Raw genomic sequence first — 16,263 nt, 5'->3', positions numbered from 1 at the left:
GCCCCTTATGGCTGAACAGAAAAGCGCGCTCGATGCCGGGCGCGATGTTGTCGCACGTCTGAACCCACCGCTTGAAAGCGCCTTGGCCGAAAAATACGACACCCTGGTGCCGGGTTTTGCCGAAAGCCTCGTTGAATGGGCCTACGGCCGCCATTACGCGCGGCCCAACCTTGATCTGAAAACCCGTCAGCTTTGCACGATTTCCGCCCTAACGGTTCTGGGTGGGCAAACCGCACCGCAGCTTAAGGTCAATATCAGACACAGCCTTGCCGCCGGGGCGACGCGCGAAGAAATCATCGAAGCCATCTGGCAAATGGCGGTTTATGGCGGCCTTCCTGCCGCGATCAATGGCCTGAATGCCGCACAGGAACTGTTTGACGAACTGGACGCCACCGCCGCCTGAAACAAAAAGGCACCGCAGGTCTCCCGGCGGTGCCTTTTCCAATTCAAATCCGACGGATCAAACGCGCTTCCAGCTTGTACCTTCCTTGAAGTCTTCAAGCAGGATACCACGCGCCAAAAGATCATTTCGGATCTGATCGGCGGTGGCAAAGTCCCGGTTTTTCTTCGCTTCGGCACGCTGCTGGATCAGGCTGTCAATCTCGGCGGCCTCGTCCTCATCGGCAGAACCGGTGAACCAGGCTTCCGGATCATTTTCAAGAATACCCAGCAACGTTGCCGCCGCCAGAACACGGCCCTTGGCCTCGGCCTTGTCGTATTTCCTGGTCGCCTTGTTCAGTTCGGTCACCAGTTCATGGAATTCCGCAATCGCCAGCGGCGTATTAAGATCATCACACAGCGCATTCAGGACCGATTCCGGCACCGGCGTGTTTTCCGGTTCGATATCGGTGGTCTGACGAAGGGCGGTATAGAACCGATCCAGCGCCTCTTTGGCCTGACGCAGGTTTTCTTCGGTCCAGTTGATCGGCTGGTGATAGTGGGTTCCCAGCATCGCAAGCCGGATCGCCTCGCCCGGCCAGCTTTCGAGCAATTCATGCACGGTGACAAAGTTGCCAAGCGACTTGGACATCTTTTCACCTTCGACCATCAGATGGCCGTTATGCATCCAGTATTTGGCGTAGCTGGAACCCTTGTTCGCGCAGCAGCTTTGCGCGATTTCGTTTTCATGGTGCGGGAAGACCAGATCCGATCCGCCGCCATGAATATCGAAATTCTCGCCCAGATAGCGCGTCGACATGGCAGAGCATTCAATATGCCAACCCGGACGTCCGCGACCCCATGGGCTTTCCCAGCCCGGCGTTTCGTCATCGGACGGCTTCCACAGAACGAAGTCCGCTGGGTCCTTTTTATAGGGGGCGACTTCAACCCGCGCACCAGCGATCATTTCCTTGCGGTCGCGACGCGACAGTTTGCCGTATTCTTCATACTGGCCGACGGAAAACAGCACATGCCCCTCGGCGGCATAGGCAAAGCCCTGTTCGATCAGGCTTTCGCACATCGCGATCATTTCGGCGATATGTTCGGTCGCGCGCGGTTCGATATCGGGCTTGGCAGCATTAAGCGCACCCATATCCTCCAGATAGGCCTGATGGGTGCGTTTGGTGATTTCCGAAATCGGCTCGCCACTTTGCCGCGCGCGTTCGTTGATCTTGTCATCAACGTCGGTGACGTTGCGCACATAGGTCACGTTTGGATAGATATGACGCAATACACGCACCAGCGTATCAAACACCACAACAGGCCGTGCATTGCCGACATGGGCATAGTCATAAACCGTCGGGCCGCAGACATAAAGCCGGACATGGCTTGCATCGATCGGCTCGAACACCTGCTTTTCGCGGCTTAAGGTGTCATAAATACGCAATGAGGTCTTGGTCATGTTTTCGGTCCATATGGCTTGTGTTTTCGGATTTGCAGGATATTTCCGGCGGTCAAAGCTGTTTGCCTTAGACCGCCTTTCCACAAAGCCGCTCACACGCCTTTTCACGTCCGATCAGAACCAGCATCGCCGACATTTCCGGGCCATGTTCACGCCCCGTCAGTGCCTTGCGAAGCGGCATGAAAAGCTCCTTGCCCTTGCGGCCCGTCGCATCCTTGATCACACCGGTCCATGCTTTCCAGCTGGTCGCATCAAGCACGCCCTCGGGCAGCATATCTGCCGCCTGCTTTAAAAATTCCACGTCGGCGTCATCGATCTGCGGAATAACCTGTTTGGTGATCACATCCCACCATTCAACTGCTTCTGCCACGCGCCAGCAATTGCCGCGCACCGCGTTCCAGAATTCTTCCGGCGCGTCGCCCAAACCAAGGGCGTCAAGCTTCGACTTGGCCGTTTCAAACGACATGTCATGAATGACTTTTTCGTTCAGGCTGGCAAGTTCTGCCGGATCGAATTTCGGGGTCGAACGGCCATAATGCGAAAGATCAAATTTGCCCAGCACCTCGGTCAGCGTCGCCGGTTCGATCTTGTCGGATGCACCAAGCCCGGTCAGAAGCCCGACAAGTGAGGCAACCTCGAACCCGTCATTGCGCAGTTCACGCAGCGAAAGGCTGCCCAGACGTTTCGACAGCTGCGAACCACCCGGCCCCGCCAAAAGCGGCATATGGGCAAATTCAAGCGCACCGGGCTTACCGCCCATCGCCATGTAAAGCAGGATCTGCGACACCGTGTTGGTCACATGGTCCTCGCCGCGGATGATATGGGTAACCCCCATTTCAAGATCATCAACAACCGAACCCAGCATATAAAGCAGCGATCCGTCTTCGCGGATCAGAACCGGGTCGGAGACATGTTCGGTGTCAAACGTGCAAATCCCGCGCGTCAGGTCATCCCATTCAACCACGCCATCGGTCAGAAGAAAGCGCCAGTGCGGTTTGCGGCCCTCGGCCTCAAGGTGGGCGATTTCATCATCCGAAAGCGTCAATGCCTTGCGGTCATAGATGAACGGCTGGTGACGCTGGCGGGCGGCCTTGCGTTTCCAGTTCAGTTCGCCTTCGGTTTCGTAGCACGGATAAAGCATGTTGCGCGATTTCAGGTCATCAATCGCCGCGTCATATTTATCCTGACGCAGGCTTTGACGTTCCTCGCGGTCCCAGTCGATGCCAAGCCATTTCAGGTCTTCGCGGATCGCATCGACATATTCGTCTTTGGAACGGACCGGATCCGTATCGTCAAAGCGCAGAATGAACTCGCCACCATGTTTCCTGGCATAAAGCCAGTTCATCATGGCAACGCGGGCATTACCGACATGGAGAAGCCCGGTCGGGCTGGGCGCAAATCGCAGGACAGGTTTTGTCATTTCAAACTTTTTTCAGGTCACTAAATTCGTGAAACCGTTGGTAATCGGATAGCGGCGGTCGCGGCCAAAGGCACGCGGCGTGATCTTCACCCCGGGTGGTGCCTGTCGGCGTTTATATTCCGCCCGGTCAAGCAATCGCCAGACCCGGCGTACCGTGGCCTCGTCATGGCCGCTTTGCACAATCTCGGAAACAGACCGTTCGCCTTCAATCATCTGATGAAGGATATCATCAAGAACGTCATAAGGCGGCAGGCTATCTTCGTCTTTCTGATCCGGGCGCAATTCGGCTGATGGCGGCTTGGTAATGATCCGTTCCGGGATCACGACGCCGTCCGGGCCAAGTGCGCCCACCGGATGATGGGCATTGCGCCAACGGCAAAGCGCAAACACCGTTGTTTTATAAAGATCTTTCAAAACCGAATAGCCACCGCACATGTCACCATACAGCGTGGCATAGCCAACCGACATTTCCGACTTGTTGCCCGTCGTCAGAACCATATCGCCGAACTTGTTTGAAAGCCCCATCAGGATGATCCCGCGCGAACGGGCCTGAATGTTTTCTTCGGTAATATCCGGGTCGCGGCCTTCGAATGCCGGGGCAAGCATCTGTTCGAATGCATCCATGGCAGGCCCGATATTGATGCTTTCAATCCCGGTTTTCAGCATCCCGGCGCATTGTTTGGCATCTTCAAGGCTTTCGCGCGACGTGTAAGGCGAGGGCATCATCACCAGCCGCACCCGATCTGATCCCAGCGCATCAACGGCAATGGCGGCTGAAAGCGCGCTATCAATCCCGCCCGACATGCCGATCACAACACCGGGGAACCGGTTTTTGTTCACATAATCCCGAAGCCCCAGAACCAATGTCTGGTATATTGCATCAAGCCCGCTTGGATAGTCGGCCTTTGGTGCAGTCTTATCACACCGCCAGGTGCCATCGTCACCACGCGACCACGTATTGGTCACGACATCCTCGGCAAAGCCCGGCAGGGCCACGGCCAATGATCCATCACCGTTAAGACCGAACGAGCCGCCATCAAACACCAGTTCGTCCTGACCACCGACTTCGTTGCAGTAAATCATCGGAACGCCGGTTTCACGGACCCGATCCGCAATCAGGTTACGGCGCAGATCACCTTTGTCCGCTTCGAACGGTGATCCGTTCGGCACCAGGAAAATTTCCGCCCCGCGATCGCGCAGATGGGCAACAACCTTTGGCGTCCAGACATCCTCGCAGATTGGCACACCAAGTGTTACCCCCCGGAAGGACACGACATCGGGCATCGGTCCGGCGCTAAAGACGCGCTTTTCATCAAACACGCCATAATTCGGCAGGTCGTTTTTCGCCCGCACCGTTTCGATCTTGCCCTGATCGATCAGAAGAACCGCGTTAAAACGTTCCCCGTCAATGTCCCACGGTGTGGTCAGCAACAGGGCCGGGCCGTCTTTGCGGGCATTGGTGCGTTCGCAAATATTATCGACCGCATGGCGCAGATGGCGCATGAAGGCAGGCTTCATCACCAGATCCTCGGGCGGATAGCCCGACAGAACCAGTTCGGAATAAAGGACAATATCCGCGCCCTGATCGGCCGCAGTTTCCCAGGCAGCCACAACTTTCTCGGCATTCCCGGCAACGTCGCCGACAATGGGGTTAAGCTGGGCAATCGCGATGGCAAGCATATTTGTCATGATGTTGGAATAGGAGGCGTCCGGTTTGGTGTCAATTGCCGAATGCGCGATAGCAGCACTGCATCGGCAACAATGCCGTATTTTTGCACTGTCACCGCAACTTCATTCACCGTCACTTGATAATCGCTTGCAATACGTTCGCAAAGTGGCTTTATTGCGCCAGCCGAAAAATCGGCACCAAAAACAATAATTTGAGACGAGCAAACCAATGACGAAAAACCAAAACACGGTGGCAGAATTGCCGGTCGTGACAATATCCCATATTCCGGGCCGTGAAATCAGCGAAAATCTGGGCATCGTATTTGGCAGTTCAGTTCGCAGCCGAAGCTTCCTGTTTGATATTTTTGCCTTTTTCAAAAACCTGTTTGGCGGCGAAGTGCGTTCTTATACCCGCCTTCTAGAACAGGCCCAGACCGAGGCCCTCGAACGCCTGGTCAAACAGGCCGGTGTGATGGATGCCGATGCGGTTGTTGATGTGCATTTTTCCACATCGCAGGTCGCATACAAGGCGGCTGAAATCTTTGCCTATGGCACGGCTGTTCGCCTGAAATAATCCCCGGAGTCTTTTCCAATGCAGGAACTATTTGTTCCGGGGATCATGCTAATGATCCTGATCGGGATCGCCTTTGTGACAGGCCGTCTGGCTGAAGCCGCCCACGAACGCGCCCTGCGCCGTGACGAGCAACTTTTGCCAAATCAGCACCTGAGCACCGAGGACCATGCCCCCGAAGACATCGTTCTGCGTTACAGCAGAATGGTCACCGGCAAGGTTGTGATCGGCGAAGACCGGTTCCGCAATCTACTTGCGCGTCTGCGCATTTTCGTTGGAGGCCGATTGGGGGCACACGAAGCCACCATCACGCGTGCCAAACGCGAAGCCATGCTGCGCATGCGGACCGACGCCAAGGGCGCATCCCACATTACCGGCATCCGCATGACCACAGCCCAGCTTGGCCGCGGCATGGTTGAAATGATGGTTTCGGGCACGGCCCTTTATACCGACAAACGCCCCAGCGGCGGCTTTCCGTCTGCCCTGCCTGATGATGGCATCAATATCAGCCATAAAAACCTGCTGGTTGAATTTACATCGGCAAGTGCGGCGTTTCTGTTTATCTGCTGGGGCATTTACGCTACCAGCGGTTTTGCTGTCGAATGGGCAACCCGCCAGATTTCGATCGAGGATGAAATCGCCATCTGGTCCGAGCTTGAAGGCGACTACATCACTGAACGCCGCAGCGATGATCAACGCAGCCTGCCGGAACGCTATATCCTTGATCTGATCAACTCGATCCCGAAATCAGCCCTTGGCCCGGCTGCGGCCTATGATTTCGAAGTTGTCATCATCCCCGATGACACGCCAAATGCCGCCGCCCTGCCCGGTGGGCTGATCCTTGTGCATACCGGCATGCTTGAACTGGTCGATACCGAAAATGAACTGTTATCCATCCTTGGTCATGAAATCGGCCATTATAATGGCCGTGATCATCTTGAAGGGCTAGGGCGGCAGGCGGTTGGCGTTGCCCTGTCGGCGATGATGTTCCAGGCCGATGCGGTTCTGACCACCTGGATCGCTGGTTGGCCGAAAATGCTGGCCGACCTGGATTATTCCCGATCCCAGGAACTTGATGCCGATAAATGGGGACTCGATATCGTCATGGCGAAATATGGCCATGCCACCGATGTCGCAACCACCTTTGCCAAGCTTGCAATGATGCAGGAGGATGAGAGCATGCTTGATTATCTCGGCACGCACCCTCATCCAATGGATCGCGTGCGACGCCTTAATAAAATGGTCGCGGACCGCAATCTGCCGCTTGGTGAACCGATACCGCTACAGACAGCTTTCGAACGATATGTCGATGCCCTCGAAGGGCGATCAACAATCTACGACGAATACGAAGCTCCGGAAGGATCAGAATAATGCGTCTCTTTTTATCCCCTTTCCGCTTTCTTAGCATCAGCGGCAAACCCAATATCGAATTCTGGTTCACCCAGTGCATCATTCTGGCATCAACGGTTCTTGGTGTGTATCTGGCAAGCTTTGCCGGCTTCCGGATTGCGGTTGATTTCGACCGCTATCAAAGTCTGTCGGATGTCAGCTATCTGGAAAAATCGCTTGAGGCCGAGTTTGTCGACAATATCGAGCGTGTAGAACAATGGATCGCGGAATATCCCGAAGCCCCGATGAAATGGCACGCCCGCGAACTGACGCCAGAAGCGACGCATCGGCTTGACGATATGGTCTGGTCGACGATGCGTTATTCACCGCGTACGTTCGAGGTCCATCCGGAAATCATTACCGGCGTGCGTCGTTTCTATACCGGTATCGAAGCCCAGATGACCAGTCTGTTCCAGCAACAGTCAGCCAACGGCTATTCCCGTCGCGCCATTGAAAACATGAAACAGCAGGTCGCGGCTGCACGCAACGATATCCTGCCAAAACTGCGTGGCGAAATCGAAACGCTTGATGCAGAACTGGCCGAGATGATGGATTGATCGACCGATCCGACAATGCGAGGGCCGGGAAGCATAAAACACCCGGCCTTTTTTATGCGGAATTTTTACAGCGCCAGTGCAGCGTCAATTTCATCCTGGCTCATGGTTTTGGCCGACCCATGGATGATGCCACTTGCGACATCCATGAAACGCTGCAGGGACAATGTCACCGTACTGGCAGTTTCGCGTAAAAGGTCTTCATTACCCTCGGCAATCAGCGCATCAAGCTGCTCGTTGGCGCGAAACACGATTGCGTTCATATGCTCGATGGTTTCCTCGAACGGGCGTCGGAAACGAGCCGGCACATGATCATAGGCCTCAATCGCCAATTCCTTGTCGGAAAAGGCACTGTCACGGAAATGGTCCTGATAGCTTTTCGGCGCCCATTCCTTGCAGTCCTCAATCATGTCGGGCATGTCCGGAACCATTTCCAGAAGCATCACGATTTCATTGAAATGGTTCAGGTAATCGGTCGCAAGCAGCGTGGTCGAGGAAATGTTGGTTCCCTCCACTTTTTTCTGCCATGCGGCGAAATCCGCCTCATCCACCATGTTTCGTGCGACCCCTTCCCCAAAATCCCCGCGATATCGTGCCGCGATTGTCTATACTTAAGGATGTTGTGCCAATCAGTGTAGAGGCAAAATGCATACTCACTGTCAGAATTAACGAAACATCCTCCAGCCACGCATCCCTTAAATAGAAAAAACCACGAACTCAACTCTCAAAAAGACATGCCACCTATAAAAAAGGCGCCCGGTTTCCCGAACGCCTTTTCGCATCAATTGTTCGATGTTCAATTATGCCGACGCTGCAAGCTGCTCCGCACGAACGCTGTCGCGTTCTTTTTTGATCATTTCGGCGATCAGGAAGGCAAGTTCAAGGGCCTGCCCGCCATTCAAACGCGGATCGCAATGGGTGTGGTAACGATCCGACAGGCTGTCGACCGTCACTTCACGTGCACCGCCAATGCATTCGGTCACATCCGTACCGGTCATTTCAAAATGAACGCCACCGGCATGGGTGCCTTCGGCCTTGTGCACATCAAAGAACGATTTGACTTCCGACAGGATCGCATCGAACGGACGGGTTTTATAACCGTTCGCCGCCTTGATCGTGTTGCCATGCATCGGATCGCAGGACCAGACAACCTTGCGGCCCTCTGCCTTGACCCGCTGCACCAGACGGGGCAGGTGATCTTCAACCTTGCCCGCTCCCATGCGCGCGATCAGAGTCAGACGACCGGCTTCGTTTTTCGGGTTCAACGCATCGATCAGACGGATCAGATCGTCTTCTTCGGTGGTCGGTCCGCATTTCATGCCAATCGGGTTGTTCACACCACGCATGAATTCAACATGCGCCCCGTCAAGCTGACGGGTACGATCACCGATCCACAGCATATGTGCCGAACAGTCATACCAGTCACCGGTCAGGCTGTCCTGACGGGTCAGGGCCTGTTCGTAACCCAGCAAAAGCGCCTCGTGCGAGGTATAGAAATCCGTCTCGCGCATCTGCGGGGCGGTTTCGGCCGTGATGCCGCACGCCTGCATGAAGGCAACAGCTTCGTCAATCTGGGTTGTCATCTTGCGATATCGTTCGCCCGCGGGGCTGTTATCGACAAATGACAGGTTCCAACGGTGTATTTTGCTCAGGTCGGCAAACCCGCCCTGCGCGAAAGCACGCAAAAGGTTTAGCGTCGATGCCGACTGGTTATAGGCACGGATCTGGCGCTGCGGATCCGGAACACGGGCTTCGGATGTGAACTCGATGCCGTTGATATTGTCACCGCGATAGCTTGGCAGTTCGACGCCATCAATGGTTTCGGTATCCGCCGAGCGCGGCTTGGCAAACTGCCCCGCCATACGGCCAACCTTGACCACCGGGCATGCTGCGCCATAGGTCAGGACAACCGCCATCTGCAACATGACCTTAAAGGTGTCGCGAATGTTGTTCGGGTGAAATTCCTTAAAGCTCTCGGCACAGTCCCCGCCCTGCAGCAGGAATGCGTTGCCTTCGGCAACTTCACCAAGCTTTTCTTTCAATGCGCGCGCTTCGCCAGCAAATACCAAAGGAGGATAGCTGCCGAGCTCTTGCTCTACGGCCTTGACGGCCTGTGCATCCGGATATGTCGGCATCTGCTTCACAGGCAGTTTGCGCCAACTATCAATGCTCCAGCTCTTGCTCATTTGCTTCCTCTCAATCCGGCATATCCATCATGCCGTTACTATACCATATAATCAGCGTCACAGCGGATTTCCGCCCGTATCGCCGGTGCTGTCAACCGGGCCAAACTTGATACGGGTTTTGCAACCGCATTTCCACCCCTTCCGTGCAATTCGCAAAGAAAAACCCGCAAATTTTTACCAATACCCACAAACAAAACGCAAAATTCCACCCCAATCCGCCATTCCAGATGGATTTGGGAGGATGCCCGTTCTCGTCGGGGCTCTGGAAATCTTGCGAATCCGGCTGTCCTTCATGCCATCAACGCCCTATCAGCACTTCCGGTTTTCGTATCTGTCCATCACAAACTTACCTCGCGTCCGTCGGCAAAAGGCCAGCAACTTTGGAAAGATAAAGGCCATGCCCGCAACCAACAGCAATAGTTTTGCCTTTCGCAAATCATTGATGGGTCCGCCTGGCCCGGCAATTCCAATACCGCGTCCGGTTTGGGGGCCATGGAAACCGACCGACAGCGTGGCCCCCTGCCAAAGTTCAGATAATCCGGTTCCGCCACCCCTGCCAACTTCCACATCCGAGATGCGGTTTGAGTGGCGGCTTGAAAAAGCCAGCAAGCAATACAAGCCCAGCCTGCCATCCATGGCACCGGGACCGTTTGATCCGCCGGTCATGAATTGGCGCCTCTATGTCAGCCAGATTTTATAGGGATGTAACCCCATGTTTGTTCTTCTGGACACAAATGGAAATCTCTTACGCCCGACACCCGAAGCATCAACAGCTTACAATTCATACTGGTACCCGGGAACAGACGGCACGTCCGGCGACTTCGATTTTGGATCCGGATGCGAGGCATGGTTTACCTGCCCTGCCTGCCAACGCAAAGTTCCCAATGCCTTTGCACAGGCAGATCACAATTTTCCCGACAGCCTATTAAAAGACATGTTTACCGGTGCAAATCAAAACAGATACCAACAGATTAGTAATCTGGCTGCGCAGCACAATAATAACCCTATGGCTGGCAACGGCTCCTGGGGCAACACATTGGGGGAAACGACCATCAGTCTCCCCGATTTCAGTTTTGTTCAATATTACGTCCTCGGTTACGGGGAGACCGACAAGACATTCTACGAAACATGGCGCAATGACGATGAAGACGATCCAATAGAAATATTGACCGCCACACGCGTCAACGGGCAAACACAGTTCAGGTTCAATGTGCCTGCCTTCCAGAACCCGATCACCCATTCTCTGGTCGATGTGGCCTGCGCCGACCACGATAATCTTTGCATGATCTGTTTGGCCTGCAATCAGGCAAAATCCAATGCACTTTATCCAGCCCACGAGCCTTTTACTCAAGAAGTGCGTCAACTACCCGGCGCAAACATTCGGCAGGCAAACGCAATGCCAACCAATCAGGGCGTAACCTATACCGTTCCCCCGGAAGGAGACTGCAACAACGCTCCCTCACCTTATCAGAATGACGATGATGTCGATATGCAAGACGAGGATACTTAGTCCTCGTAACCGCCTTGTAGATTCCGGCGTTAACCCCGGAACATCCTGAAAACCAGTATTAATCGATAAACTTATCAACTATTAGACAAGGGTATTCCAAGCAGGATCAACGGAACCCCTATGACAATCGAAACGGCAGTTATCATTGCCTGCGCCTATTTCATTGCCGCTTTTGTCAAAGGGGCAACCGGGCTTGGCTTTTCAACATCCGCCTTGCCGGTTCTCGCCCTTGGTATCGGGTTAAAAGCCGCGATGCCGCTGGTGATCATTCCATCACTGGTCAGCAACAGCATCGTCATGGCACAGGCCGGGCATTTTCACGAAACCGTCAAGCGGTTCTGGCCGATGTTCGTTGCCACCGTGCCAGGGCTTGTCATCGGGCTTGTGGTGCTTGATCTGGTCAACAGCCTGATGGCGGGGGCGGTTCTTGGCGTTGTTTTGATGGTTTACGGCGCATTGACGTTATGGCGGCCGGGGTGGCCAGTACCGGAAAAACTGCAAAAACCATTGGCCCCGGTGATGGGGTTCGCAACGGGGCTTGTCAATGGCATTACCGGATCACAGGTCATGCCGGTTCTGCCTTTCCTTCTGGCCCTTCGTCTGGACCCGAAACGTTTCATACAGGCGATCAATATTTCCTTCAGCCTGTCGAGCATCGTTATGGCCATTGGCCTGTCAAAACTTGGCCTGATGACGCTTGAAACTGTCTGGATATCTCTTGCCGGGTTGATCCCGGTTTATCTGGGCACCAAGCTTGGCGGCATTGTCAGATCACGCATGGATGCGGAAAGTTTCCGCAGGCTGGTTCTGATCATGCTGGTGATCTTCGGGGTGATCCTGATCGGCAAATTCGCGCTGTTTCACCCTTAACGCTTGAGCACGCTGGTGCAATGCGCCTGCCTTTGCTATCCAGTCGTGATGAAAACCATCGCCCGCGCCGCATTTGCCGAAACCGAAGAAAAGAAATCGCGCTTCCTGGCCGAGCTGGTCCCTTATGACCATCTCGCGACGCGGCTTGCGGAATTGCGCGCGGCTCATCCCAAGGCCAATCATCATGTCACCGCCTATCGATACCTGAATGACGAAGACCAGTTGATCGAACATGGCAAGGATGATGGCGAACCATCGGGCACATCTGGCGTGCCGTGCCTAAAGGTGCTTCAGGGGCGCGACCTGATTAATGTTGCGGTGATCGTCACGCGCTATTTTGGCGGGGTGAAGCTTGGCACCGGCGGATTGGTGCGCGCTTATAGCGGGGCGGCAAATGCAGTTTGCAGCGTCGCTGATTTCATCGATTATGTCCCAAAGGCAGAGGCCGAACTGTTTGCCGGATTTTCCAACGCCGGAACGCTCGAACAGGCCTGCGCACAGGATGGGATCACGGTTCTGGACCGGCAGTTTGATAGCAACGGCACACATATCCGGATTTCAGGGCCAAAGGATCTGGTTGCCGAACTGGCCGGACGTTTCCCGATCCATCGCGATTAGAACAGTATATCAGCCCCGTCGCGCGGTACTTTGACGTTCCTGCAACTGGAAACCAAGATCGACAACCGGCTTTTCCGGCTCTTCACCATCCAGCCTTGTCCGGATCATATCAACCGCCGTTTTGCCGATCCCGTAGCGGTTTGTCCGAATGCTGGTCAATGACGGACAGGCCGCTGCCATCATCTCAAGATCGTTGAAACCGATAATGCCAAGGTCTTCGGGCACACGCAGCCCGGCATGCTGGCAGCCAAACAGAACGCCCAGCGCCATATCATCGTTGTTGCAAAAAACCGCTTCAATATCCGGGCGCTTTGCACGCAACGTTGCGATCAGTTCTGCGCCCAGTGATGTGCTTGATGACCGGGTTGTTGTCATGAACAGCTCCGAATCATACCGGCCTGCTGATCGCAGTGCTTCGGCAAAGCCTTCCATGCGGCGGCGTGATCGCGGGTCCATGCGTGCACCGATGAAACCGATATTGCGATATCCGCGCTGCAACAGGTGATATCCGGCCGCGCGCCCGCCTTCGAAATGCGAGAATCCGACCATCATATCAATCGGATCGGGATCGACTTCCATGACCTGCACCACCGGACAATCGGCACTTTCCAGCAAGGCCCGCGCCGCCGGGGTCTGATCCCCACCCGCAACAATCAGGGCAGCAGGGCGCTGCCCAAGGAAAATGCGGATCAGGCGTTCTTCTTCTGCCGCGACATAGCGCGAATTGCCAAGCTGCACCTGAAGCGGCCCCTGTTCGAGCTCGTCATAAATCGCGCGCAGCGTATCGGCAAACACGTTATTGGTCAGCGACGGCACGATCACGCCAACAATGTTGGACCGCGATGATGCCAGCGCACTGGCATGGGAATGGGGAACATAATCAAGCTTGCGAACGGCGGCATCAATGCGTTCGCGCAACGGGGCGGATACCTTGGCCGGATCACGCAAGGCCCGTGAAACGGTGATCGTGCTGACCCCAGCCTTATCAGCCACATCAGCGATGGTCGGCCGTCCGGCCCCTCTGCGTTTTCTCATGTCTTCCTTCTCATGCCCTGTTCCTCATATCCGCGATCCCGGCGTTGCACAATATCTGTTGACTCGATGTTAGCGCTATCATTATGTTAGCGCTAACAAAGCAAGGCGGGCAAGGCCCGCTCAAGAAAAGACGAAATAAAAGTGGCGGGAGGATTAGCCATCAAAGCCGAATTTGTCATCGTGATGGGTGTCAGCGGATCAGGCAAGACCGCGGTCGCAAAGGGCCTTGCCAGCATCATGAATGGTGTGTGGCTTGACGCGGACGATTATCATCCCCCGCAAAATGTCGAAAACATGCGCAATGGCATCCCGCTTGATGACGAGATGCGCTGGCCGTGGCTGGCATCACTTGGGGCGGCTGCCAAAGAAGTCGCGCATGGAATTGAGTCAAACTATGTATCGCCGAAAATCTTTATCGCCTGTTCGGCACTGAAACGGCGCTATCGCGATTTCCTGCGCGATCACATGGCACCCGTAACTTTTGTTTTTCTGGACGGTTCGCGCGAAGTGATCCGGTCCCGGCTGGATCGCCGGGTCGGCCATTTCATGCCGCCCGGATTGCTTGACAGTCAGTTGGCCGATCTCGAACCGCTGGGGCCGGACGAGATCAGCGTGACTGTTTCCATCGACGCCCCGATTGAAGCCGTGGTTTCGACCGCTGCTGCCCGTCTTGCAGCCGGCGAAATCGACAGTCCATCCACCAAAACGCATAACACCGCCGGAAAACCGGTAACCCAGGGAGAAGACAGATGACCCTATCGTTCAAGACACTCGCCGGAACCGCACTTGCCGCCAGCCTGATGATGGCATCACCGCTGATCGCAAATGCACAGGAATTCACCCTTAAAGTCCAGTCAAGCGATGCGGCTGGCGTGCCGAACTTTGTACTGGAGCAGGAATGGGCCGAGCGTGTCGGCAAAATGTCGGGCGGACGCATTTCGGTTGAAATGTTGCCGGTCAACTCGGTTGTTGAACATGCCGAAACCCAGGACGCAATTGCTGCTGGCATCATTGACGGCCACATCACCGACACCAGCTATTTCACCGGTAAAGACCCGGCATTCGGCCTGATCGCCAATCCGGTAGGTGCATGGTCGGCACCGTCCGAAATGCTGCGTTTCGTTGAATATGGTGGCGGCAAGGAACTGATGAATGAACTGCTGCAACCCTATGGCCTGCATTTCATCGGGGCGGTGACACCGGGCCTTGAGGCATTCGTTTCGTCAAAACCGCTTGATGGCGTTGCCGATCTCAAGGGGCTGAAAATGCGCGCACCAGAAGGTATGGTGCAGGAAGTCTTTGCCGCGGCCGGTGCGTCGCCTGTGAACATTCCGCAGTCCGAAGTTTTCACATCCCTTGATAAAAAGGTGATTGATGCTGCGGATGCGACCGTGTTCTCGACCAACCAGGCAATGGGTCTGCATGACGTCGCCAAACATCCGGTCTATCCGGGCTTCCATTCCATGCCGATGCTTGAAGTTTCGGTCAACAAGGCGAAATGGGATTCCATGCCCGAAGACCTCCAGACCATTCTGGAAGTTTCGGTCCGTGATCTTGCGCGCGACATGGACGCACAGCTGGCCATGAAAGACATGGAAGCCGTTGCCAAGGCCCGTGCCGAAGGTGGGGTTACCATCCACAACTGGTCGGCCGAGGAACGCAACAAATTCCGTAAAATCGCAACCAGCCAGTGGGAAAAAGTCGCGGCACGTTCGGAAAATGCCCAGAAGGTTTATGATACACTCGTCAAATACCTGACCGAACAGGGCATGATCTGAGCCTGCCTTGATACATCCGTTTCCGGCGGTGCCCGCAAAGGCCCGCCGGAACGACCCGGTACAGTCCGGCCAAGCCCGATAGAAGAGACGCTATCGGGTGATGCGGTCCTCCCCGTTGCCGGATTGTATTCTTTGTCGTGACAAGGAATGCTGAAAATGGCCCCGAGCGCAGAAAAAATGGCGCATAGCGAAATTCCCCCTGCCCTGGAACCGGATGGCGCATTAACCCCCGTACCAGAGGTTTCCGGCATTTTTGGCCGGGTTGTCGACAAGATCAGCACGGTTTTCGCGCTGGGTTTCCTGTTGGCGATGGGTATCCTGATTTTCGAGATTTTCATGCGTCACGTTTTTAACAGCCCGACCCTTTGGGCGCATGAAACCACAACGTTTTTATCGGCCATCGGCTTTGTTTTTGCCGGGCTTTACTGTGCATCGCGCGACAAACATATCCGGGTTGTCATCATCTATGACATTGCCGGGCCAAAATTGCGCCGGGCACTTGATATAGGCATATCAATCGTCTGTGCCATTTCGTCGGGCTTTTTCGCCTGGGCGGGGTGGTTGATGGTGCAGCGTGCCGCCTTCAAACCCGATGGCAGCATCCATCTGGAAACCACCGGCAGCGCCTTTAACGCACCTTATCCGGGATTACTGAAAATCTTCATGCTGTTGGTTCTGATCGCGTTAACGATCCAGTTTGTCGTTCTGGCTATCAATTATGTCCGCGCCAAACCTGATGATGTGCGCGCAAATTCCGGGACGGCAAAAGACAATGACTGACCCGAACTCCTGCCCAAACTCGCCCATGCACAGCATGAAGACCG

The 16,263-nt window shown here is 55.0% G+C and carries 17 protein-coding genes; 10 read left to right on the top strand and 7 right to left on the bottom strand.

Features of this window, described 5'->3' with window-relative positions:
• The first annotated feature begins 7 nt into the window (after positions 1-7).
• Positions 8-403 carry a carboxymuconolactone decarboxylase family protein gene (locus ABIE64_RS15555; RefSeq protein WP_354377906.1) on the top strand — a complete coding sequence of 132 codons (396 nt, stop codon included), beginning with the start codon at positions 8-10 and terminating at the stop codon, positions 401-403.
• A gap of 57 nt (positions 404-460) precedes the next feature.
• On the opposite strand, the gene cysS is transcribed toward ABIE64_RS15555, so the two are convergent.
• The 3 genes from cysS to ABIE64_RS15540 all read right to left on the bottom strand — a co-directional run bounded on the left by cysS (position 461) and on the right by ABIE64_RS15540 (position 4,949).
• Positions 461-1,840: a cysteine--tRNA ligase gene (gene cysS / locus ABIE64_RS15550; RefSeq protein WP_354377905.1), complete on the bottom strand. Its 1,380-nt coding sequence runs from the start codon at positions 1,838-1,840 to the stop codon at positions 461-463.
• A 67-nt stretch (positions 1,841-1,907) separates the two neighbouring features.
• A complete protein-coding gene (locus ABIE64_RS15545) occupies positions 1,908-3,260 on the bottom strand; it encodes a glutamate--tRNA ligase (protein WP_354377904.1) in 1,353 nt (450 codons plus the stop codon).
• 12 nt (positions 3,261-3,272) lie between these two features.
• A complete protein-coding gene (locus ABIE64_RS15540; RefSeq protein ID WP_354377903.1) occupies positions 3,273-4,949 on the bottom strand; it encodes an NAD+ synthase in 1,677 nt (558 codons plus the stop codon).
• Between the two features lie 208 nt (positions 4,950-5,157).
• Between ABIE64_RS15540 and ABIE64_RS15535 the strand changes: the two genes are divergently transcribed.
• From ABIE64_RS15535 to ABIE64_RS15525, 3 genes are read left to right on the top strand one after another with little or no spacing between them, the layout of a single operon-like run.
• The gene (locus ABIE64_RS15535) at positions 5,158-5,502 is read left to right on the top strand and encodes a YbjQ family protein (protein ID WP_037989462.1); all 345 of its coding nucleotides are present in this window, start codon (positions 5,158-5,160) and stop codon (positions 5,500-5,502) included.
• A gap of 18 nt (positions 5,503-5,520) precedes the next feature.
• Positions 5,521-6,870 (top strand): M48 family metalloprotease, encoded by a 1,350-nt coding sequence (locus ABIE64_RS15530; protein WP_354377902.1) that lies wholly within the window; start codon positions 5,521-5,523, stop codon positions 6,868-6,870.
• Positions 6,870-7,445: a hypothetical protein gene (locus ABIE64_RS15525; protein ID WP_354377901.1), complete on the top strand. Its 576-nt coding sequence runs from the start codon at positions 6,870-6,872 to the stop codon at positions 7,443-7,445. The genes ABIE64_RS15530 and ABIE64_RS15525 overlap by 1 nt, the downstream gene beginning before the upstream one ends.
• A gap of 65 nt (positions 7,446-7,510) precedes the next feature.
• Here ABIE64_RS15525 and ABIE64_RS15520 read toward each other — a convergent pair whose 3' ends face one another.
• From ABIE64_RS15520 to ABIE64_RS15510, 3 genes are all read right to left on the bottom strand, one after another.
• The gene (locus ABIE64_RS15520; protein WP_007091280.1) at positions 7,511-7,996 is read right to left on the bottom strand and encodes a hypothetical protein; all 486 of its coding nucleotides are present in this window, start codon (positions 7,994-7,996) and stop codon (positions 7,511-7,513) included.
• Between the two features lie 246 nt (positions 7,997-8,242).
• Entirely contained in the window at positions 8,243-9,628 is a 1,386-nt protein-coding gene (locus ABIE64_RS15515) for a class II 3-deoxy-7-phosphoheptulonate synthase (RefSeq protein WP_007091279.1), read from the bottom strand.
• 309 nt (positions 9,629-9,937) lie between these two features.
• Positions 9,938-10,294, bottom strand: a complete 357-nt coding sequence (locus ABIE64_RS15510; protein WP_354377900.1) for a hypothetical protein — start codon at positions 10,292-10,294, stop codon at positions 9,938-9,940.
• A 46-nt stretch (positions 10,295-10,340) separates the two neighbouring features.
• On the opposite strand from ABIE64_RS15510, the gene ABIE64_RS15505 reads away from it, so the two are divergent.
• The 3 genes from ABIE64_RS15505 to ABIE64_RS15495 all read left to right on the top strand — a co-directional run bounded on the left by ABIE64_RS15505 (position 10,341) and on the right by ABIE64_RS15495 (position 12,626).
• Positions 10,341-11,138, top strand: coding sequence for a hypothetical protein (locus ABIE64_RS15505; protein WP_071239404.1), 798 nt, complete (start codon positions 10,341-10,343; stop codon positions 11,136-11,138).
• A 120-nt stretch (positions 11,139-11,258) separates the two neighbouring features.
• Positions 11,259-12,008: a sulfite exporter TauE/SafE family protein gene (locus tag ABIE64_RS15500; protein WP_354377899.1), complete on the top strand. Its 750-nt coding sequence runs from the start codon at positions 11,259-11,261 to the stop codon at positions 12,006-12,008.
• A gap of 48 nt (positions 12,009-12,056) precedes the next feature.
• The gene (locus tag ABIE64_RS15495; RefSeq protein WP_354377898.1) at positions 12,057-12,626 is read left to right on the top strand and encodes an IMPACT family protein; all 570 of its coding nucleotides are present in this window, start codon (positions 12,057-12,059) and stop codon (positions 12,624-12,626) included.
• Positions 12,627-12,635: 9 nt separating this feature from the next.
• Here the strand turns inward: ABIE64_RS15495 and gntR are convergent, their stop codons facing one another.
• The gene (gntR, locus tag ABIE64_RS15490) at positions 12,636-13,661 is read right to left on the bottom strand and encodes an HTH-type transcriptional regulator GntR (protein ID WP_354377897.1); all 1,026 of its coding nucleotides are present in this window, start codon (positions 13,659-13,661) and stop codon (positions 12,636-12,638) included.
• A gap of 141 nt (positions 13,662-13,802) precedes the next feature.
• Between gntR and ABIE64_RS15485 the strand changes: the two genes are divergently transcribed.
• The 3 genes from ABIE64_RS15485 to ABIE64_RS15475 all read left to right on the top strand — a co-directional run bounded on the left by ABIE64_RS15485 (position 13,803) and on the right by ABIE64_RS15475 (position 16,219).
• Positions 13,803-14,414: a gluconokinase gene (locus tag ABIE64_RS15485; RefSeq protein ID WP_071239407.1), complete on the top strand. Its 612-nt coding sequence runs from the start codon at positions 13,803-13,805 to the stop codon at positions 14,412-14,414.
• A complete protein-coding gene (locus ABIE64_RS15480) occupies positions 14,411-15,439 on the top strand; it encodes a TRAP transporter substrate-binding protein (protein ID WP_037989447.1) in 1,029 nt (342 codons plus the stop codon). Before ABIE64_RS15485 ends, ABIE64_RS15480 begins: the two co-directional genes overlap by 4 nt.
• Before the next feature lie 156 nt (positions 15,440-15,595).
• A complete protein-coding gene (locus ABIE64_RS15475) occupies positions 15,596-16,219 on the top strand; it encodes a TRAP transporter small permease subunit (protein WP_354377896.1) in 624 nt (207 codons plus the stop codon).
• Positions 16,220-16,263 lie beyond the last annotated feature (44 nt).

It is taken from the genome of Thalassospira sp. MBR-102 (assembly GCF_040549275.1).
Taxonomy (GTDB): Bacteria; Pseudomonadota; Alphaproteobacteria; order Rhodospirillales; family Thalassospiraceae; genus Thalassospira; species Thalassospira xiamenensis.
Note: the sequence above shows the minus strand (reverse complement) of the source record. Positions and strands in the feature narration are given on the sequence as shown.